Below are 18,859 nucleotides of genomic sequence, written 5' to 3'. Positions count from 1 at the left end.
GACGATCCGCTTTGCCAGCCTTCTTGCCCGCGCTAGCATCCCGGGCAAGGAGGACACCATGACATATTCCGAGCCGCGCAGTACGCTGAGCACCCACGAAGTCCAGAACCAGCCTTCCCCCCGGGGCGATGTCGATCTCTGGACCAGCGACCTCCCCTTGCGCGAGGCAATCGCCCATTACGACGCGCGCACACCGCCGCTGGCCGCCTATGGCGCCGCGCTCGGCACGGATGAAATGCGCCGCGCCGCCCGCGACGCCAACCGTCATCCCCCCGAGCTGGTGCAATTCGATGCCGGAGGCCGCCGCATCGACGAGGTCCATTTCCACCCCGCCTACCATCGGTTCCTGACCCTCAGTCAAAGTGCCGGCTATGCCGCCTGCGCCTGGGAGGGTAAACCCGGCGGTCACCTCACTCATGCCGCGATGGTCTATGTCGCCAGCCAGGTCGAACCGGGCCATTGCTGCCCCTTGACGATGACCTATGCCGCCACCCCGGCCCTCGCCGCCTCGGAAAGCCTTGCGGCCGAATGGCGACCGAAACTGACCGCCCGCGCCTATGACCCATCGCAACAACCCGTCAGCGCAAAAGCAAGCGCGACGCTTGGCATGGCGATGACCGAGAAACAGGGCGGATCGGATGTGCGTTCCAATACCACGCAGGCCCGGCAGGATGGCGATCACTGGCGGCTGACGGGCCACAAATGGTTCTGCTCCGCGCCGATGTCCGACGGGTTCCTGACGCTCGCTCAAACGCCGGACGGCCTGACCTGCTTTCTCGTCCCCCGCTGGCTCGAAGGCGAACGCAATGCGATCAACATCCAGCGCCTCAAGGACAAGCTGGGCAACAAGTCCAACGCCTCCTCGGAAATCGAATTCACCGACACGCTCGCCTACCAGCTGGGCGAGACTGGCAAGGGCGTGCGCACCATTATCGAAATGGTGCACCACACCCGGCTCGACACCGCAATGGCTCCCGCAGGCTTGATGCGCGGTGCGCTCGCCGAGGCCCATCACTGGGCCATCCACCGCAGCGCCTTCCAGCGTCGCCTTATCGACCAGCCGCTGATGCGCACGGTACTGGCCGATCTCGCCCTCGATGTCGAAGGCACGCTCGCGCTCGGCCTGCGCACAGCCCATGCTTTCGACGGTACCACTCCTGAAGACCGCGCCTTTGCCCGTATCGCGGTCGCGCTTGCCAAGTTCCTCGGCAACAAGCGCTGCCCGCAGGTCACCTACGAGGCGATGGAGGCGCTGGGCGGCATGGGCTATGTCGAAGACACGCCCATGCCCCTCTACTACCGCGAGGCCCCGCTCAACGGCATCTGGGAAGGTTCCGGCAACGTGATCTGCCTCGACATTCTGCGCAGCCTCGAGCGCGACCCGCTCGCCCGCGACGTGATGATCGCCGAACTGCGGGGCGCAACCGGTCAGAACAGTCAATACGACAAGGCCCTGAAAACCTACACTTCCCGCTGGGCCTCCCACCACGAGGAATCCACCGCCCGCTGGTTCGCCGAGGATACCGCCCAGATGCTCACCGCCGCGACGCTGATCCGAACCGCCCCCGCCGCGATCTCCGATGCCTATGTTGCCACCCGGCTCGACCGCGACCGCGGCCAGATCACCGGCGCCCTGCCCGGCATCGACCACAAGGCCGTCCTGGACCGGCTATCCCCTTCTTTGGGTTAAAAATATCCCGGGGGTGAATTGGCCCGAATGGGCCAAGAGGGGGCTGGCCCCCTACCCTCAGGCCCGCAGGCGAAGTCCATCGGGATCGAAAGGCGGCTTTTCCAGTACCGTTGCGCGATGCGGCTGGCCCAGCACCATCACCTCGACCTGCTCACCGGGCTTCGGATCGCGCAGGCTGGCAAGCGCGAGGGACATATTCACCCCATAGCCGTAACCGCCCGAGCTGACCCGCCCGATCCCGACACCATCGCGAAACACCGGTTCTCCGCCGGTGGCATCGGCGCCAGACGCCATGACATCTGCCTCTTCCAGCGCAAGGATCACAAGGCTCTCGCGCGCGGGCTTGTCCATGATCTCGGCCAGCGCGTCGCGGTTCAGGAAATCCTTGTCCATCTTGCACAGCCGCGACAGCCCGACCTCCTGTGGCCAGTACTCGGGGCTGTACTCACGTCCCCAGGACCCATAGCCCTTTTCCAGCCGAAGGCTCATCAGCGCACGTGCCCCGACCGGCCCGGCCCCGATGCCGCGCCCCGCTTCAAGCAGCGCCTCGTAGAGCCTCACCTGATCGCTTTCGGCGCAATGCAGCTCCCACCCGAGATCGCCGGTGAAGGAGACCCGCAATGCAACACAATCGACCCCGGCCAGCGTGATCCGCGCCGAGCGCATGAACGGGAAATCCTTTGTTGCCAGAGAGCTGTTGGTCAACCCCTGCAACAGATCCCGCGACAGGGGACCGGCCACGTTGAAACCGCAGACGGCCTCGGTCAGGCTCTCGAAGACCGTGCCTTCGGGTAGCGGCACCTGCTTGAAAAACCGCTGGTGAAACCGTTCGGCCATGCCCGAGCCGATCACCCAGAATTCGTCTTCGCCCAGCCGGGTCACGGTGAAATCCCCGGCGATCCCGCCGCGTTTGCCGATCAGCGGCGCAAGGCAGGACCGCCCGACCTCGCGCGGCATGTTGTTGGCAAACACCGCGTTCAGCCAATCCTCGGCCCCCGGGCCTTTGCAGCGATACTTGGCAAAGTTCGAGATATCGATGATCCCGGCCTTTTCCCGCAGCATCCGCGCCTCGGCGCCAACTGGTTCCCACCAGTTCTGACGCTTGAACCCTGCGGTTTCCGTCACGCCCGGTTCAGAGGCGAACCATTGCGGGTGTTCCCAGCCGTAGTTCAGGCCGAACACCGCCCCCATCTGTTTTTGCATGTCGTAAACGGGGCGGGTGCGTACAGGCCGACCGGCCGGGCGTTCCTCGTTCGGGAAATGGATCGCGAAACGGGTGGTATAGACCTCTTGCACCTTTGCCTTGGTGAACGCTTTGTCAGCCCATGACCCGAAGCGCGCGATATCCCATGGGAAAAGATCATACTGCATCTCTCCCTCGATCATCCATTGCGCCGCCATCAGCCCCATGCCGCCGGACTGGGAAAAGCCCGGGATAATCCCGTTGCAGCAGAAATAGTTGCTCAACTCAGGCACCGGACCAAAAAGCACATTGGAATCCGGCGACCAGATCATCGGCCCATTGATGACCCGCTTGATCCCCGCCGTGCCCGCCACCGGCACCCGGTCGATCGCACGCATCACGTTCGGTTCGATACGTTCCAGATCGTCGGGGAACAGGTCATGGCCGAAATCCTGCGGCGTGCCGTCTTCGGCCCAGAACCGCATGTCCTTTTCATAGGCGCCGATGAGCAGCCCGTCGCCCTCGTGCCGCAGATAGTATTCGCCGTCGCGATCCGCAACCGAGGGCAAGAGCCGCCCCATCGCCGCGATCTCGGGGATGCGTTCCGTCACGAAATACTGATGCTCGGTCGGTTGCAAAGGCAGGGTCAGCCCCGCCAACGCGGCGACTTCGCGCCCCCAGAGACCGGCGGCATTCACCACCCATTGCGTATGGATATCGCCCTTGGGGGTGCGCACGATCCAGCTTCCGTCCGGTTGCTGTTCGGTCGCGGTGACAGGCGTGTGGCGGTGGATCTCCGCACCGCGCTGCCGCGCCCCGGCCGCATAGGCCATGGTCACGCCGGACGGATCCACCTTGCCCGCTTCGGGTTCCAGCATGATACAGCGGATGCCGTTAAAATCGACCAGCGGGTGCAGGCGCTCGGCCTCGTCCCGCGAAATCTCGGCGAAATCGAACCCGTAGTTCTTGGCCTTGGCGGCCTGAAGCCGCAGTTGATGTTCCCGCGCCTCGGTCTGCGCAAGGTAAAGATACCCCGAGCGGAACACCCCGCAGCCCTGCCCGGTTTCGCGCTCGAGCTCCTCGTAGAGGTTCATGGTGTAATATTGCAGGCGCGAGATATTGGTATTGTCATGCAGACCGTGAATATTCGCCGCCGCATGCCATGTTGAGCCCGATGTCAGCTCGTCCCGTTCCAAGAGGACAACATCCGTCCATCCAAGCTTGGCGAGATGATACAGAATGGAGCATCCGATCACGCCGCCCCCGATAACTACTGCCTGTGCGTGGGTCTTCATCATGCTGCCTTCATTGCCGGTTTGCGCCCAACATGAGGCGCTGAATTGCGGAACATATGCCATTTAGCGACTTTGCCCGTCGCTTTGAGACAAGGCAGCACGAAAAGTAGCGCTCTTTCTGACAGGATCTTTGTAGGGTTCGTCTTACCATTGAAAATTCAAAGACGACGGATTTTGTCGCAAAGTGACTAGCGGTTCACCAGCCCCGTCGCGAGTTTAAGCCCAAAGAAAGAATGAGGCGTAAACCATGAAAACCACCACCCGAGTTGTCGTGATCGGCGGCGGCGTTGTCGGCTGTTCCGTGTTGTACCACCTGACCAAACTCGGCTGGTCCGATGTGATGCTGCTGGAACGCTCCGATCTGACCTCGGGGTCCACATGGCACGCGGCGGGCGGGTTTCACACGCTGAACGGCGACACCAACATGGCGGCGCTTCAAGGCTATACAATCCGCCTTTACAAGGAACTCGAAGAGATCACCGGCATGTCCTGCGGGCTGCACCATGTGGGCGGGATCACCTTGGCCGACAACCGCGACCGGTTCGATATGCTGCTGGCGGAACGGGCCAAGCACCGGTTTATGGGCCTTGAGACAGAGATCGTCACCCCAGAAGAAATCAAGAAGATTGCCCCCATCACCAATACCGATGGCATCCTCGGCGCGCTGTATGATCCGCTTGACGGGCACCTCGACCCCTCGGGCACCACCCACGCCTATGCCAAGGCCGCGCGGATGGGGGGCGCGACGATCGAAACCCATTGCATGGTGAATGAGACCAACCTGCGCCCCGATGGCACATGGGACGTGGTGACCGACAAGGGCACGATCCACGCGGAACACGTGGTCAACGCAGGCGGGCTCTGGGCGCGCGAAGTGGGTGCCATGGCAGGGGTTTACCTGCCGCTGCACCCGATGGAGCACCAGTATCTGGTCACCGAGGAAATCCCTCAGATCGCCGAGATGATCGACGCCGGCGGCGAGCATCCCCACGTGATGGACCCGGCGGGCGAAAGCTATCTTCGGCAGGAAGGTCGCGGCCTTTGCATCGGGTTCTATGAACAGCCCTGCCTTCCTTGGGCCGTGGATGGCACGCCGTGGAATTTCGGGCATGAGTTGCTGCCCGACGATTTCGACAAGATCGAGGATTCCATCGCCTTCGCCTATAAGCGCTTTCCGGTGCTGGAAACCGCCGGAGTCAAATCGGTTATCCATGGGCCATTCACCTTTGCGCCCGATGGCAACCCGCTGGTCGGGCCGGTACCGGGGCTGCAGAACTACTGGTCGGCCTGCGGCGTCATGGCCGGGTTCAGCCAGGGCGGCGGTGTCGGCCTGATGCTTGCCCAGTGGATGATCGAAGGCGAATGCGAACGCGATACCTTTGCGATGGACGTGGCCCGCTTTGGCGACTGGATCAGCCCCGGGTATACGCGGCCCAAGGTGATCGAGAACTACCAGAAACGGTTCTCGGTCTCTTACCCGAACGAGGAACTGCCTGCCGCACGGCCCAACCGGACCACGCCGATGTATGACATCTTTACCGAAATGGGCGCGGTCTGGGGCCAGCAATTCGGACTGGAAGTGGTGAACTATTTCGCGCAAGGCACTGAACCTGCTTATGAAACGCCCTCGTTCCGCCGCTCGGACGCCTTTGAGGCCACGGCGCGCGAAGTCATGGGCGTGCGCAACGGTGTCGGCATCAATGAGGTCCACAACTTTGGCAAATACCTCGTCACCGGCGCGGGCGCGCGGGACTGGCTCAACCGAATCATGGCGGGCCGTATTCCGCAGCCGGGACGGATCAGCCTGACCCCGATGCTGTCGCCCAAGGGGCGGCTGATCGGCGATTTCACCGTCTCTTGCCTCGCCGAGGACCGGTTCCAGCTGACCGCGTCCTATGGATCGCAGGCTTATCATTTCCGCTGGTTCAAACAGCATGAGGTTGATGGCGTAACCATCGAGAATATCTCCGATAAACGGAACGGATTTCAGATCGCCGGACCGAAAGCGCGCGATGTACTGGCGGCCTGCACTCGTGCCGACATCTCTGATTTCAAGTTCCTCGATGTGCGCCCGATGACCATTGGCATGACCGACTGTCTGGTGCAGCGCGTGAGCTATACCGGCGACCTTGGCTATGAGATCTATTGCGATCCGATGGCGCAGCGGCAGCTTTGGAAGACGCTTTGGGCCGAGGGTCAGAAACACGGCATGGTGCCTTTTGGGATGCGGGCGATGATGTCGCTGCGGCTCGACAAGTTCTTTGGGTCGTGGCTCAGCGAGTTTTCCCCGGATTATACGGCCGCCGAAACCGGGTTGGATCGCTTCATCTCCTTCAAAAAAGATACTGATTTTATTGGTAGAAAACCTGCAGAGGAAGAACGTGACAATGGTGCGGCCCGTCAGCTTGTGGCTTTTGAGGTCGAGGCCGAGGATGCCGATGTGCAGGGCTATGAACCGATCTGGCTGGATGGGTCGGTTCAGGGGTTCTGCACCTCGGGCGGGTATTCGCATTTCGCGGGCAAATCGATCGCGCTCGGGTTCCTGCCGACGGAAAGGATTGCCGAAGGGCTGGCGGTGGAAATCGAGATCCTAGGGCAGATGTGCCCCGCGAAACTGATCACCACCCCGCTTTTCGACGCGGACGGGGCAAGGATGCGCGGCTGAGGGACTGGACCGTCTTATACGGGGCGCTTACACCCGAGCCATGAAACCTGATCTGCCGATCATCCTTCTTGCTGCCGGGGCCGCTGCGCGGATGCGCGGGCGCGACAAGCTGCTTGAGCCCGTCGATGGTATGAGCCTTTTGCGACGACAGGCCGAGATGGCGCGGCGGGTGACGATGGGGCCTGTTCTGGTCACCCTGCCACCGCCGCCCCATGCCCGGTACGGCGAACTGGAGGGAATGGACGTATCGCTGATTGTGGTTCCAAATCCTGAAGAAGGTATGAACGCTTCGATACGCGCGGGATTCGCGGCATTGCCCGAAGGAACAGAAAGAGCGATGGTCCTGCTTGCGGACCTGCCGGAATTGACCGAGAGCGACCTTAACGACGTCATACAGGCCGCTGTTTCCAATCAGGAATCCAGTATCATTCGCGGCATGACCGAAGAGGGAAAACAGGGTCATCCCATCATCTTCGCTGCCCCGCTGTTCCCCGAGCTGACCCGCCTGACGGGGGACAGCGGCGGACGTGAAGTCGTTGCGCAGAACGCGGATTCAATCGCCCTTGTACCCCTGCCGGGTCAGCATGCGAGGCGCGATCTTGATACGCCCGAGGACTGGGCCGCGTGGCGCCGCGAGAACCCGGACCGTTAGGCGCAGGCGCGGAGCAGTACCGCCTCGTGCCGCTTGAGCGAAAGCCGTGCGGCACGGTAGCCGTCGAGACCAGAGGCGGTTGCAAGCTCGGGGAACAACGCTTCGATCTCGTTCTGCTGATCGCGGCCCATCGCCCCCATGGTGCGGCTGGCGGGTTGGAAACTTTCGCTCCACACCCCGTCGGAGCGGATAATTTCGTGGTTGTCGAACATCAGGTGAATATAGGTCACCGCCCCCGGACTCCGGCGAGATACACCCGGTGCACCGACAAGGTGCTTGGAAGGCACCAGCACCTCATCCTCGCCGAACATCAGCTGTGCCTCGCCTGATTCGACCAGCATACGGTGATTGGGGCTGACCATCATGTCGCGCTCGGGACAGCCCGGGCCAAAAGCATCCTTGCGGATCATCACCGGCGCGAAGGAGGGCGCGGTCCGAAGCTCGGCTGCGTTGAGCTGTCGCTGGCCGATCCAGCGCAGCGGTTGCGGGCCGTTATCACGGGTGTAAACAAGATCGCCGGGCACAAGGGTTTCCACCGGACGCGGGCCCCGCATGGTTGAAATCAGGCTGCCGGGCGTGAAACAGACAACCTCGGTCTGGAAATTCTCGATATCCTCGTAGTTTATATTGGCCCATTGGTCGCCGCGCTGCAGGGTGATCTGGCCGTTATAGCCATCCATCCCGTTGCTTTCCGGATTTTTCACCCAGCCTGTGACGTTCCAACCGTCCTCGATCAGGTTGGAGATATCAAGCGTATCGTTGTCGTCACCGCCAGAGCCGCCCTTGACGGTCGTGTTGAAATTGGTGGTTTCGCCAAAAGAGATTACGATCGTGTCCGCACCGTCCCCCCCGTCGAGCGTATCGTTATCGCCGCCTCCATAGATCGTGTCGTTGCCCGCGCCGCCGTAGATCTTGTCATAGCCGTTGCCTGCATAGATGGTGTCGTTTCCCGAACCACCATAGATGGTGTCATCCCCGTCCTCCCCATAGAGGGCATCATCACCATCACCGCCGTACATGGTATCGCGGCCCGATCCTCCGTAGATGGCATCATTGCCGCCTTCGCCGTGAAGGGTATCATCACCGGATTGGCCATAGATCGCATCGCCGCCGTCGCCGCCATAGACCGTATCTTTTCCGGCCCCCCCATACACGGCGTCGGCCCCGCCGTTGCCGTGAATGGTGTCGTCGCCCGCCTCTCCGTGCAGAGAGTCGCCAGCATTGCCGCCGGTGATCGTGTCATTGCCGGCAGTGCCCTGCTTGAACTGGGGTGTATCGTCTTCCGGATCGCTGCTCATCGTTACTTAGCCGTCATGGTTTATGTGCCGCGACGCCTGACGCTCGTGGCCCTAGTTTCGTTCGCTTTTCGCCGTTCTGGCAGCGATCATCCGATATGACGGTGATCGGGGTGAAGCCGCGGAGAGGTAACAGAGAAAGGTAAATTTACCTTTTCTTGCCGTCCTCACGGGCTTGCGATGATGCGTGTTAACGCTGCAACTACATCGATTTTGGGAAAGGAATATGGCTTTTTCTGGTTTTCCCGAGTTTTCAATGTCTTCTTACCCATAACCGGCCCACACCGTTCAAAAACTGAGCAATTTCAGCATATTGGTTAACAACCTTAGGTGGCACCACCCGTGCACAAAGCGTATGACATCTGTACACCCCCTGTGCACTCCCTCACCCGGATTCACTGGTCGAAACGGCACGACAAGCGTTAGTCACAAGGGATGTTCGAGCGGCCAGGGAAAAGACAATGCCTGCCAAGTTCAGATCGCGTAAAGGCGGCGCACGATGAAACAGGTGCCGTGATCGCCGGTTGACAAGAAGGGGTCTCTGCCCGATGCATAGGGCTGCGACAGGGGCGTCCGCATCTGCGGGCTGAGAAGCACCCTTTGAACCTGAACCGGATCATGCCGGCGGAGGAAGTTGCAAAACCTCAGCCCGCCGGTTTCTCGGTTCGATGTTGCGGTTTTGATCTCCTCCCCGGCGAGGAGAGACGATGCACGATACCGGAGCTTACCTTGCCCAGATGCGCGAGACCGCGCCGCTGGTCCATAACATCACCAATTTCGTTGCCATGAATGTCATGGCGAATGTGCTGCTTGCCGTCGGGGCGTCGACCGCGATGGTTCATGCCCGCGTCGAGGTGGCCGAATTCGCCGGGCTGGCGCAGGCGCTGACCGTTAACATCGGCACCGCCGACCCGGAATGGGGCGCAGCGATGGAGGAGGCCGGCACCGTAATGGCCGACAATGGTCGCCCCTGGGTGATGGACCCGGTCGGCGTCGCGGCAACCACGTTTCGCCGGGATCTGTCGAACCGGCTGATCGGTCTGAAACCGACCGTGATCCGCGGCAATGCCTCTGAGATCCTGACGCTCGCGGGCCTTGAGAGTGCCGCGCGCGGCGTCGATGCCGGGGATGCGGTGTCTGATGCCGAAGAAGCTGCGCGGCAGTTGGCGAAGCGCACTGGCGGCGTTGTCGCCGTGTCTGGCCCCGTCGATTACGTAACGGACGGAACGCGCGGCTATCGCGTTGAAAACGGGCATGAAATGATGGGCCGGATTACCGTCATGGGCTGTTCGCTGAACGGGGTGATCGCGGCCTTTTGCGTTGATCAGCCCGTGCTCGAGGCGACGGCGGCGGCGCTGGCCTGCTATGGGCTGGCCGGAGAGATTGCCGGGCGGACCGCCAAGGGACCGGGCAGTTTTCAGGTCGCCTTTCTGGACGCGCTGTACGGGCTGAGCCCGGAGGAGGCCACCAAGGGCGCAAGGATCACCGCCGCATGATCGGGCCGGTTTACGTCGTGACTGATGCGGAGGCGGCGATTTCGGTTCCCGATCAGGCGCGAGCCGCTATGCGGGGTGGCGCATGGGCCGTGCAGCTGCGCGACAAGGAGGCCGCCGATGCGGCCTTTGCCGAGCTGGCCCGGGAACTGGCGGAAATTCTCTCGGGCAGCGGCACAAAGCTGATCTTGAATGATCGGGTCGAGCTCGCCTGCGCGCTTGGCGTCGACGGGCTGCACATCGGGCAAAGCGATGGCGATCCGGCGCGGATACGAGACCGGATCGGGCCTGAGATGATCCTGGGTCTTTCCATCGAGAACGCAGGTCAGTGCGCGGCGCTGGACGGGTTGGCGCTCGATTACATCGGCTCGGGGCCGGTTCGGGCGAACCCCAGCAAACCCGACCATGCGCCGCCCATCGGGTTTGACGGGCTGGCGGAGATCGTGGGCCTTGCGCCCTGCCCGGTTGTCGCCATCGGCGGTCTTGGCACAGGCGATGCGGCAGCACTGAAACAGGCCGGTGCCGTGGGCATGGCGGTGGTGAGCGCGGTCACGCGGGCCGATGACCCCGAGGCCGCAACACGGGAGCTGATGCAGGAATGGAGCGCACTATGATTCCCAATATTCTTTCCATCGCCGGGTCCGATCCCTCCGGCGGTGCCGGTATCCAGTCTGACATCAAGGCGATCTCGGCGCGCGGTGGCTATGCGATGGCGGCGCTGACCGGGCTGACCGCGCAAAACACCAAAGGGGTCAGCGCCGTCGAACTGGTGCCGCCCGCGATGGTCGCCGCGCAGATCAAAACGATCCGGGATGACATCCGGGTGGATGCGGTCAAGATCGGCATGCTCGGCTCGGCCGCGATTATCGAGGCGGTTCTTGAAGCGTTGGAGGGGCTTGAAGCCCCAGTGGTGCTTGACCCTGTGATGGTGGCCAAGGGCGGCGACCGCTTGCTGCAGGCCGACGCGGTCGCAGCGCTGCGCGACCGGCTGTTGCCACGCGCCACTGTCATTACCCCGAACCTGCCCGAAGCCGCCGACCTGCTGGATTGTGACGAGGCGGTGAACCTTGAGGACATGCGGCGGCAGGCGGTGGACCTGCTGGCGCTGGGGCCGCGAGCTGTGCTGCTCAAGGGCGGGCACCTGGATCAGCCGGAGTCGCCGGATCTGCTGTTGTCGGCGGATATGCATCTGGATCTGGGCGGACCGCGCTATGTGACGCACAATACGCATGGTACCGGATGCACCCTGTCATCGGCGCTGGCCTGCGAGCTGGGCCATGGACGCCTGCTTGGTGAGGCTGCGCGCAATGCCAAGACCTATACCGCCCAGGCCATCGCCCATTCCGGCCTTCTGGAAGTCGGAAAGGGCCACGGGCCGGTGAACCATTTCCACGCTTTCCCCTTCAATCCCGAATGAACCATGCAAAACAGGTCGCTGACCGGACTGTTCTGATTGTGAAGGGGGATCAGCAATTGCCTTATGCGGCTGACCCGCTGAAAGATGCCGAGCTGCGCCGGAGTGCCGGACGGATCGAGAGCGCGAATGGCGGGGTGGAGTTCCTGACGCAGGACGCGCTGATCCTTGTCGATGACATTTTCGACGAGGTCGCTCTTGCGCGACGGAGCGGCGGAACTGCGGGACGGCAAATCGGTGCTCTACCGCCACCGGCTATCCGGCGATGTGCTGGAGATCACCGTAAGCGCCGGCACGGCAGTGATCGATCCGGATGGACCGGATGAGATTTCCCTGCCGGTAGAGGCTCTGGCCGAGGCGATGGATGCCGCCTTGGCCGAGGTCGAGCAACTGCTTGCGTTTGCGAGCGGCTGACGGGGCTGGCCGCGCGTGCCGACCCCTGCGCCTTAGCTTGCGACGGCGGTTTCCGAGGCGAACCATCCCTTGCCCGGCACGGCCGAGAGCAGATCGCGGGTATATTCGTGCTGCGGATTGGCGAAGATACCTTCGGTCGCGCCAATCTCGACCACTTCACCGCGCCGCATTACCGCGATCCGGTCACAGACCTGTGCCGCCACCCGCAGGTCATGGGTGATGAAGATCATCGACAGGTTCATCCGGTCACGGATACTGTCGAGCAGTTCGAGGATCTGCGCCTGGATCGACACGTCGAGCGCCGAGACAGGTTCATCCGCCACCAGTATCTGCGGTTCGAGTGCAAGGGCGCGGGCGATGCCGATCCGCTGACGCTGCCCGCCGGAAAACTCATGCGGGAAACGATCATAGGCGCGGTCGTCAAGACCGACGATTTCGAGCAGTTCGAGCGCCTTCTCCCGTGCTTCTTCGGTTGAGGCACCATAGAGCAGCGGCCCCTGCGCAATGATCTTGCCGACCTTGGTGCGCGGGTTGAGCGAGGCGAAGGGGTCCTGAAACACCATCTGGATCTTGGAGCGATGCGCCCGCATGGCGGAGCGGCCCAGCGGGCGCAGATCGGTATCGCCAAGCATGATCTCTCCGGCCTCGGCATCGTTCAGGCGTACGATACAGCGGGCCACGGTGGATTTGCCGGAGCCGGATTCACCGACGATGCCCAGGGTCTCGCCCCGGGCGAGGTCGAATGTGACCTCCTTGGCGGCGTGGACCACGCGGGCCTTGCCGCCGAACAGACCGCCACCGCTGCTGTAGGTCTTGACCAGCTTGTTGACGCTCAGCACGGATTCATCCGAGCGCGCACGGGCCGCACGGGGCGTAAGGCTTGGCACCGCCGCCATGAGACCTTGGGTATAGGGGTGCTGCGGGTTGCGCAGCACCTCGTCGGTGGTGCCGGTTTCGACCACCAGACCGTTCTGCATCACGGCAACGCGGTCGGCGATATCGGCAACCACGCCGAAGTCATGGGTGATGAACAGAACGCCGGTGCCATGCTCGGCCTGCATCTCCTTGATCAGTTTGAGCACCTGCGCCTGCGTGGTCACGTCCAGCGCGGTGGTTGGTTCGTCCGCAATCAGGATTTTCGGATCGAGCGCCAGCGCCATTGCGATCATCGCCCGCTGCCGCTGACCACCGGAAAGCTGGTGCGGATAGGCATCGAGCGTCTGTTCCGGGTCGGGCAGATGCACGTCTTCGAGCAGTTTCAGCGCGCGGGCACGGCGTTCCTTGCCGGGCATGTTTTCGTGGAAACGAAACACCTCGTCGATCTGGTTGCCGATGGTCATCACCGGGTTCAGCGCGGTCATCGGTTCCTGAAAAATCATCGATATGTCGGAGCCGCGGATCTGGCGCAGACGCGCTTCGCTGGCCTTGGCCAGATCCTCGCCCTGGAACATCACCTCGCCCTGCGAGATATGCACATGCGGTTTCGGCAAGAGCCCCATCACCGCGCGGGCCGTCAGGGATTTGCCGGAACCGGATTCCCCCACCACGCAGAGGATTTCGTTTTCTTCGAGATGCAGGTCGGCGGCCTTGACCGCATGGGCCCGCTGACCGCCCGCAGGCAGGGCCACGTAAAGGTCACGGATATCGAGAAGCCGGGTCATGTGCGCTCCCTCAGTCTTGGATTCAGGGCGTCGTTCAGACCTTCGCCCACGAGGTTGATCGCCAACACGGTCAGCAGGATCGCGATGCCCGGGAAGGTGCAGACCCACCATGCCGAGCGCAAGAGGGTGCGGCCCGCGCCGACCTGAAAGCCCCAGCTCATGATATTGGGATCGCCAAGGCCAAGGAAGGCCAGCCCGCTTTCGATCAGGATCGCGGTCGCCACCATGAGCGAGCCGATGACGATGATCGGCGACAGGCAGTTCGGCAGCATCTCGGCCAGCATGATGCGAATATCGTTCATGCCGATGGTATGGCAGGCCTGCACGAATTCACGCCCCCTAAGCGACAGGAATTCACCGCGCACCAGTCGCGCGACGGCGGGCCATGACACAACCGCGATGGCGATGACGATGCTTTCGATGGAGGGTTTCATGATCGCCACCAGCAGGATCGCAAAGATGAAGGACGGGATCGTCTGGAACATCTCGGTTGCGCGCATCAGCAGGTTGTCGATGAAGCCGCCGTAATACCCCGCGAGCGCGCCCATGATGACGCCGACGAAAACCGCGACGAGCGTGGCAAGCAGCCCGATCAGTAGCGAGGTTTTCGCCCCATGCGCGATACCGGCGGCCACGTCGCGGCCAAGGCTGTCGCTGCCAAGCAGGAAGCCGTTTTCGCCCGGAGGCGACATGGGCTGGCCTGCAAGGCTGAACGGGTCGGCCGGAAAGAACAGCGGCGCGGTCAGGGCCATGAAGATGATGAGGAAGATGATGACAAGACCCATCACCGCCGAGCGGTTGCGGGCGAAGAGTTTCCAGAATGTCATGTCAGGAGACCTCGATACGCGGGTCAAGCAGCGAATAGATGATATCGACCACCAAGTTTACGGCCACCACGAGGGAGGCGGAGAGCAGGAAGATGCCAAGCAGTAGGTTAAGATCGCGAGAGAACAGCGCCTCAAACGCCAGCATGCCCAAGCCAGGCCAGGCAAAGACGGATTCCACGATGACCGATCCGCCGATCAGCGCGCCAACCTGCACGCCCGCCATGGTGACAACCGGCAAGAGCGCGTTGCGCAGCACGTGAACGAAAACGATGCGGCGTTCGGTCAGGCCCTTGGCGCGGGCGGTGGTGACGTAATCCTCGCCCTGCTGTTCCAGCACCGAGGCCCGCATCAGGCGGGTGTAGAGCGCGAGGTAAAACAACGAGAGCGTGATCGTCGGCAGAACGAGGTGATGGGCGATATCCACGACCCGGTCCCAGCCGGTATAGAACATCGCGAAATTCTCCATCCCCGAGGTCGGGAACCAGCCGAGATTGAGCGAGAACACCACGATCAGCATCAGTCCGACCCAGAACAGCGGGGTCGCATAGGTGATCAGGGCAAAGACGGAAATCGCCGTGTCGCGCCATGTGTTCAGTCCGGTGGCAGCGATCAGGCCAAGGATGATACCAAAGCCGACGGCGATGACGATGGTCGAGCTCATCAGGATGAGCGTCGGGATGAAGCGGTCGAAGACCAGCTGGCTGACCGGCATTTCATGGCGGAAGGAATAGCCGAGATCGAGCATCACCACGTTCTTGAGGTAGACACCAAGCTGGACGATCAGCGGCTGATCGAGGCCGAACTTGGCGCGCAGCTCGGCCATGTATTCGGGGGTGGCCGATCCGGCTTCACCGGCAAGCACGTCGACGGCGTCGCCTTCGGCCAGTTGCAGCAGGAAGAAGTTCAGCACGACGATGGCGAGGATGATCGGGATCGCCTGCAAGAGACGTTTGAGCACATACCGGATGCGCTTGGACAACTGGCTCATGTTTTAGGGTACCTTTATTGGGCGCATCAGCCCCGGATGGGGCCGATGCCTTTTCGTATCCGGGGGCGGATTACTTCTCGATCCAGACCTGGTCGAAGGAGCCGTAAGCACCAAGCGCCGAGGCGTCATGCCCATGCAGCTTGTCGTTGAAGACGTTCAGGAATTCCATTTCGAAGAGGTTCATGACCGGCATGTCCTCGGCAAGGATATCCTGCACCTGACCGTAGATCTCAGCCCGCTTGTCCGCATCCGCCTCGGTGGTGGCGGCGGCGAGCAGCTCGTCCAGTTCCGGGTTGGAATACTGGCTCGAGTTCACGAAATGCGTGCCCTGACGGATCTGGCTGGTTGCATAGTGACGGTGAACGCCCAGCACCGGGTCGGGCAGCTGGTAGAAGTAGTTCATCGTCAGGTCGAAATCGTAGTCCTGATAGACCCGCTTGAGCCATGTGGGCACGTCTTCGTAGCGCAGCTCGATTTCGATACCGAGCGGCATCAGCGCCTGCTTCATGTACTCACCCGCGCGGCGCCAGTCTTCGCCATAGGGGATCAGGTCAAGCGTCGCCTTGATGCGGACACCGTCGTCACCGGGGGTCACGCCCGCCTCATCAAGCAGCGCGATGGCGGCGTCGACATCAGGGCTTTCCGGATAGGCTTCTGGTTCGGCCTTGTAGAGACCGGTCGCGCTGAAGTTGGACGACAGCGCCGAGGTGGCCGCTTTGCCGTAACCGAACCAGATGTTGTCGATCAGGAAGTTCCGGTCGATGGCCAGCGAGATCGCCTTGCGCACTTCCGGTTTGTCGAAGGGTTCGCGGGTACTGTTGAATTCGACCAGCGCCATCGGGTTGATCATGGCATAACCGTCGGTCGAGACCGAGAAGCCGTCCATCTCACGCAGGCGAACCGCGTCGATGTTCGGGATCGCGCCATAGGCACCGTACATCACTTCGCCGTTTTCCATAGCGGCGGTCCGGGTCGAGGCATCGGGCACGAAACGCGCGACGACACGATCCAGATAAGGCAGACCCTCTTTCCAGTAGTTTTCGTTCTTGGTCAGCAGGATGTACTGGCCCTTTTTCCATTCCTCGAAAACGTAGGGACCGGTGCCGACCGGGTTGGTCGCAAGGTCAGAATTACGCGGGTCGGTGCCTTCGAGCAGGTGCTTGGGCACCATCGGGCTTTCATAACCGGAAAGCGCGCGCAGCATGTAGGGCGCCGGATTTTCGAGGTTGAAAATCGCGGTGGTGTCGTCGGGGGTATCGACCGAGGTCACCTCGGCAAAGGACGCCGGGCCGCGCGGGTGAACCTTTTTCAGGATCTCCATGATCGAGAAAGCCACGTCTTCCGAGGTGAAAGGCTCGCCGTCATGCCAGGTCACGCCTTCACGAATCTTGAAGGTCACGGTCTTGCCGTCTTCGCTGACCTCGTAGCTTTCGGCCAGCGCCGGAACGATGTTCAGATCGTTGTCATAGTCGAGCAGACCTTCGTAGATCTTGGGCGCGACAAGACCGATCGGGCCGGAAGTCGACAGGAAAGACGCCAGCGACGGCGGCTCGGGCTGAACAAGGTAGACAAAGTTGCCCCCCTGTTCCTGCGCCGAGGCCGAACCGGCAAGAGCCAGCCCGAGCGCGCAGGTCATGTTGACCAGCAAGGTCTTGATTTTCATAAATTATACTCCTCTGTCGTATATTGACGGTTCGGCAGGTTTTTTATTTGTGAGCCGTTTTTGGTGCCGCCATTCATCGGGCTATCCGCCCGTTGGTCAAGGTGTATGCTGTTTTTTTAATCAAAACCACGGTAAGAATGAATGATCGCCTAAGTATTAATCTAGTGACGTCAAGCCGCGTCATGCCGCTGGAACGGCGTCCAGCAGTTTCCGTGACGGATCACATGGTTAGGCGAATAAGGGAGCGCATGATCAAGAATGCGGCGCAGGGCGCGTTCGGCCGCTTGTCGGCCCGGGTTTTGTCATGCGGTGGCTCGCGCCGCTGTGGCACGAAATCGTCCGGTTCTGGGCGCGGCCCGGAAGGCTAGTTGGCGAATTCGCTGAACACGGTGACGCTGCCGTCGGCCTCTTTGCGGCAGGAATAGCTGGTGCCCGCCGCGTCAAGGGTGAGCAAGGGACCGCCGCCGGTTTCGATTTCACTGCTGACGGTAATCTGGTCGGCCGGGATCGAGGTCAGCGTGGCGGCCTGATCAATGCAGGGCTGACGCATGGCTTCGAATTCGGTGGGTGTGGCAAAGGTTGTGGCCTCGCCGTAATCATTGCAGGCGACAAGACCAAGGCAGCAGCCGATTACCAGAAATCTGCGGATCATTTTCTGTCTCCCATTCATCGGTCCAACCCCGTGCATGGCGGGATTGGTGCCCATTTCAATTTGCTTAGACCTGGTAAATACAACCAGAGGTTAGCCATAATTATCTGCAATGCCAGAACAACTGCAGCCGTCCAAGCGGAGGTTTGCCGACGTTCGACCCGGTGTTGGAAAAGAATGTCGCAGTCAGAAGGGGTGCTATAAAGGTTTAGGGCTGGAAATTAGGGGAATTTTCGCAGGCCGTAGTGGTCCGCAAAGCGGAATTTTCTACCGTTAGTTGCACGCACTCAGTGTTAGCCGTGGTCGCAATGCAGATTGTCACAGCGATCGTTCGCCGCGCAGGTCGCTTACGTTCGCTCGACGTACGAGCGAGTCTTGTTTCAGTGGAATATCGGCTCGATTTACTCGCAATTGCGAGAGCTGGTCAGCGAAACATCGGACTCACCATCTTGGGCAAGACAGAGGACCCGCGACTAACGTCCCGGGCCCTCGATCTCCTTTCAATCGCCGAATTCCTCACGGAAGTCGGCGAAGTCCACCTGCATACCGTTCATGATGGTACTCCAGTGACGGGTCAGAGCGGCCTGCGCCACTGCTTCGCGGATCTCGCCATCAGTGGCACCTGCGGCCTTCGCGGCTTGGGTGTCGGCAAAGACACAGAACTGACAGGGGATCTGTGCTGCGACGGCGATGTTGATCAGGGCCTTTTCTCGCGCCGACAGCTCGGTCGTCTGCGAAACCTCAAGGTCCCGGGTAAGCCTCCAGGCGGCAGCCACCCCGTGCTCGGGATAGACCTTGAAGAAGCTCGGGACGAACCCGAAAGCGCGCTCAATCTCGGCAAAGGCTTCGGTGGCGGTATCCTGTGCGCTGGCCGGGACGGCGTGGGCAAGAAGGGTCACGGAAAGGGCCGCAGTGACAATGATGGTTTTGAAGTTCACAAGTATCTCCAGTTCGGGAAGAGGCCCGGATG

15 protein-coding genes and 1 riboswitch are annotated in these 18,859 nt (G+C 61.7%); of the genes, 7 read left to right on the top strand and 8 right to left on the bottom strand.

Going from position 1 to position 18,859, the window contains the following annotated elements; all coding sequences use genetic code 11:
• The first annotated feature begins 58 nt into the window (after window positions 1-58).
• Window positions 59-1,690 carry an acyl-CoA dehydrogenase family protein gene (locus tag ACU0FH_RS23520; protein WP_446197125.1) on the top strand — a complete coding sequence of 544 codons (1,632 nt, stop codon included), beginning with the start codon at window positions 59-61 and terminating at the stop codon, window positions 1,688-1,690.
• Between the two features lie 57 nt (window positions 1,691-1,747).
• Here the strand turns inward: ACU0FH_RS23520 and ACU0FH_RS23515 are convergent, their stop codons facing one another.
• Complete coding sequence (locus ACU0FH_RS23515) at window positions 1,748-4,168, bottom strand: GcvT family protein (protein WP_446197276.1); 2,421 nt, start codon at window positions 4,166-4,168, stop codon at window positions 1,748-1,750.
• A gap of 247 nt (window positions 4,169-4,415) precedes the next feature.
• Here ACU0FH_RS23515 and ACU0FH_RS23510 point away from each other — a divergent pair, with 247 nt between their 5' ends.
• Together ACU0FH_RS23510 and ACU0FH_RS23505 are read left to right on the top strand one after the other, a co-directional pair.
• Complete coding sequence (locus tag ACU0FH_RS23510; protein ID WP_446197124.1) at window positions 4,416-6,833, top strand: GcvT family protein; 2,418 nt, start codon at window positions 4,416-4,418, stop codon at window positions 6,831-6,833.
• A gap of 40 nt (window positions 6,834-6,873) precedes the next feature.
• Window positions 6,874-7,485, top strand: a complete 612-nt coding sequence (locus ACU0FH_RS23505; protein ID WP_446197123.1) for a nucleotidyltransferase family protein — start codon at window positions 6,874-6,876, stop codon at window positions 7,483-7,485.
• Here ACU0FH_RS23505 and ACU0FH_RS23500 read toward each other — a convergent pair.
• Window positions 7,482-8,783: a Hint domain-containing protein gene (locus tag ACU0FH_RS23500; RefSeq protein ID WP_446197122.1), complete on the bottom strand. Its 1,302-nt coding sequence runs from the start codon at window positions 8,781-8,783 to the stop codon at window positions 7,482-7,484. The two genes, ACU0FH_RS23505 and ACU0FH_RS23500, sit on opposite strands and share 4 nt — an antisense overlap.
• A 552-nt stretch (window positions 8,784-9,335) precedes the next feature.
• Window positions 9,336-9,430: riboswitch (TPP riboswitch) on the top strand.
• A 57-nt stretch (window positions 9,431-9,487) separates the two neighbouring features.
• Between ACU0FH_RS23500 and thiM the strand changes: the two genes are divergently transcribed.
• From thiM to ACU0FH_RS23480, 4 genes are all read left to right on the top strand, one after another.
• Window positions 9,488-10,276: a hydroxyethylthiazole kinase gene (gene thiM / locus ACU0FH_RS23495; RefSeq protein WP_446197121.1), complete on the top strand. Its 789-nt coding sequence runs from the start codon at window positions 9,488-9,490 to the stop codon at window positions 10,274-10,276.
• On the top strand, window positions 10,273-10,887 hold the full coding sequence (gene thiE / locus ACU0FH_RS23490) for a thiamine phosphate synthase (RefSeq protein ID WP_446197120.1): 615 nt from the start codon (window positions 10,273-10,275) through the stop codon (window positions 10,885-10,887). The genes thiM and thiE overlap by 4 nt, the downstream gene beginning before the upstream one ends.
• Window positions 10,884-11,690 (top strand): bifunctional hydroxymethylpyrimidine kinase/phosphomethylpyrimidine kinase, encoded by an 807-nt coding sequence (gene thiD, locus ACU0FH_RS23485; protein WP_446197119.1) that lies wholly within the window; start codon window positions 10,884-10,886, stop codon window positions 11,688-11,690. The genes thiE and thiD overlap by 4 nt, the downstream gene beginning before the upstream one ends.
• 171 nt (window positions 11,691-11,861) lie before the next feature.
• Window positions 11,862-12,101, top strand: a complete 240-nt coding sequence (locus ACU0FH_RS23480) for a hypothetical protein (protein ID WP_446197118.1) — start codon at window positions 11,862-11,864, stop codon at window positions 12,099-12,101.
• Window positions 12,102-12,133: 32 nt separating this feature from the next.
• Here the strand turns inward: ACU0FH_RS23480 and ACU0FH_RS23475 are convergent, their stop codons facing one another.
• The 6 genes from ACU0FH_RS23475 to ACU0FH_RS23450 form a co-directional block, all read right to left on the bottom strand.
• Window positions 12,134-13,762, bottom strand: a complete 1,629-nt coding sequence (locus ACU0FH_RS23475) for an ABC transporter ATP-binding protein (RefSeq protein ID WP_446197117.1) — start codon at window positions 13,760-13,762, stop codon at window positions 12,134-12,136.
• The gene (locus ACU0FH_RS23470; RefSeq protein WP_088634620.1) at window positions 13,759-14,589 is read right to left on the bottom strand and encodes an ABC transporter permease; all 831 of its coding nucleotides are present in this window, start codon (window positions 14,587-14,589) and stop codon (window positions 13,759-13,761) included. The genes ACU0FH_RS23475 and ACU0FH_RS23470 overlap by 4 nt, the downstream gene beginning before the upstream one ends.
• A gap of 1 nt (window position 14,590) precedes the next feature.
• Window positions 14,591-15,577, bottom strand: coding sequence for an ABC transporter permease (locus ACU0FH_RS23465; protein WP_446197116.1), 987 nt, complete (start codon window positions 15,575-15,577; stop codon window positions 14,591-14,593).
• Window positions 15,578-15,647: 70 nt separating this feature from the next.
• Window positions 15,648-17,240, bottom strand: a complete 1,593-nt coding sequence (locus tag ACU0FH_RS23460) for an ABC transporter substrate-binding protein (protein ID WP_446197115.1) — start codon at window positions 17,238-17,240, stop codon at window positions 15,648-15,650.
• Window positions 17,241-17,604: 364 nt separating this feature from the next.
• On the bottom strand, window positions 17,605-17,892 hold the full coding sequence (locus ACU0FH_RS23455; RefSeq protein ID WP_446197114.1) for a hypothetical protein: 288 nt from the start codon (window positions 17,890-17,892) through the stop codon (window positions 17,605-17,607).
• A gap of 497 nt (window positions 17,893-18,389) precedes the next feature.
• Window positions 18,390-18,827, bottom strand: coding sequence for a carboxymuconolactone decarboxylase family protein (locus ACU0FH_RS23450; RefSeq protein WP_446197113.1), 438 nt, complete (start codon window positions 18,825-18,827; stop codon window positions 18,390-18,392).
• Window positions 18,828-18,859: the final 32 nt, after the last annotated feature.

The organism is Heliomarina sp., assembly GCF_052826185.1.
This window is presented reverse-complemented; position numbering and strand designations above follow the sequence as displayed.

What these genes read in the sequence shown, in the direction of transcription:
- ACU0FH_RS23520 (WP_446197125.1), top strand. Translation starts at nt 59, where the DNA reads ATGACATATTCCGAGCCGCGCAGTACGCTGAGCACCCACGAAGTCCAG.
- ACU0FH_RS23515 (WP_446197276.1), bottom strand. Translation starts at nt 4,168, where the DNA reads ATGAAGACCCACGCACAGGCAGTAGTTATCGGGGGCGGCGTGATCGGA.
- ACU0FH_RS23510 (WP_446197124.1), top strand. Translation starts at nt 4,416, where the DNA reads ATGAAAACCACCACCCGAGTTGTCGTGATCGGCGGCGGCGTTGTCGGC.
- ACU0FH_RS23505 (WP_446197123.1), top strand. Translation starts at nt 6,874, where the DNA reads ATGAAACCTGATCTGCCGATCATCCTTCTTGCTGCCGGGGCCGCTGCG.
- ACU0FH_RS23500 (WP_446197122.1), bottom strand. Translation starts at nt 8,783, where the DNA reads ATGAGCAGCGATCCGGAAGACGATACACCCCAGTTCAAGCAGGGCACT.
- thiM (WP_446197121.1), top strand. Translation starts at nt 9,488, where the DNA reads ATGCACGATACCGGAGCTTACCTTGCCCAGATGCGCGAGACCGCGCCG.
- thiE (WP_446197120.1), top strand. Translation starts at nt 10,273, where the DNA reads ATGATCGGGCCGGTTTACGTCGTGACTGATGCGGAGGCGGCGATTTCG.
- thiD (WP_446197119.1), top strand. Translation starts at nt 10,884, where the DNA reads ATGATTCCCAATATTCTTTCCATCGCCGGGTCCGATCCCTCCGGCGGT.
- ACU0FH_RS23480 (WP_446197118.1), top strand. Translation starts at nt 11,862, where the DNA reads ATGACATTTTCGACGAGGTCGCTCTTGCGCGACGGAGCGGCGGAACTG.
- ACU0FH_RS23475 (WP_446197117.1), bottom strand. Translation starts at nt 13,762, where the DNA reads ATGACCCGGCTTCTCGATATCCGTGACCTTTACGTGGCCCTGCCTGCG.
- ACU0FH_RS23470 (WP_088634620.1), bottom strand. Translation starts at nt 14,589, where the DNA reads ATGACATTCTGGAAACTCTTCGCCCGCAACCGCTCGGCGGTGATGGGT.
- ACU0FH_RS23465 (WP_446197116.1), bottom strand. Translation starts at nt 15,577, where the DNA reads ATGAGCCAGTTGTCCAAGCGCATCCGGTATGTGCTCAAACGTCTCTTG.
- ACU0FH_RS23460 (WP_446197115.1), bottom strand. Translation starts at nt 17,240, where the DNA reads ATGAAAATCAAGACCTTGCTGGTCAACATGACCTGCGCGCTCGGGCTG.
- ACU0FH_RS23455 (WP_446197114.1), bottom strand. Translation starts at nt 17,892, where the DNA reads ATGATCCGCAGATTTCTGGTAATCGGCTGCTGCCTTGGTCTTGTCGCC.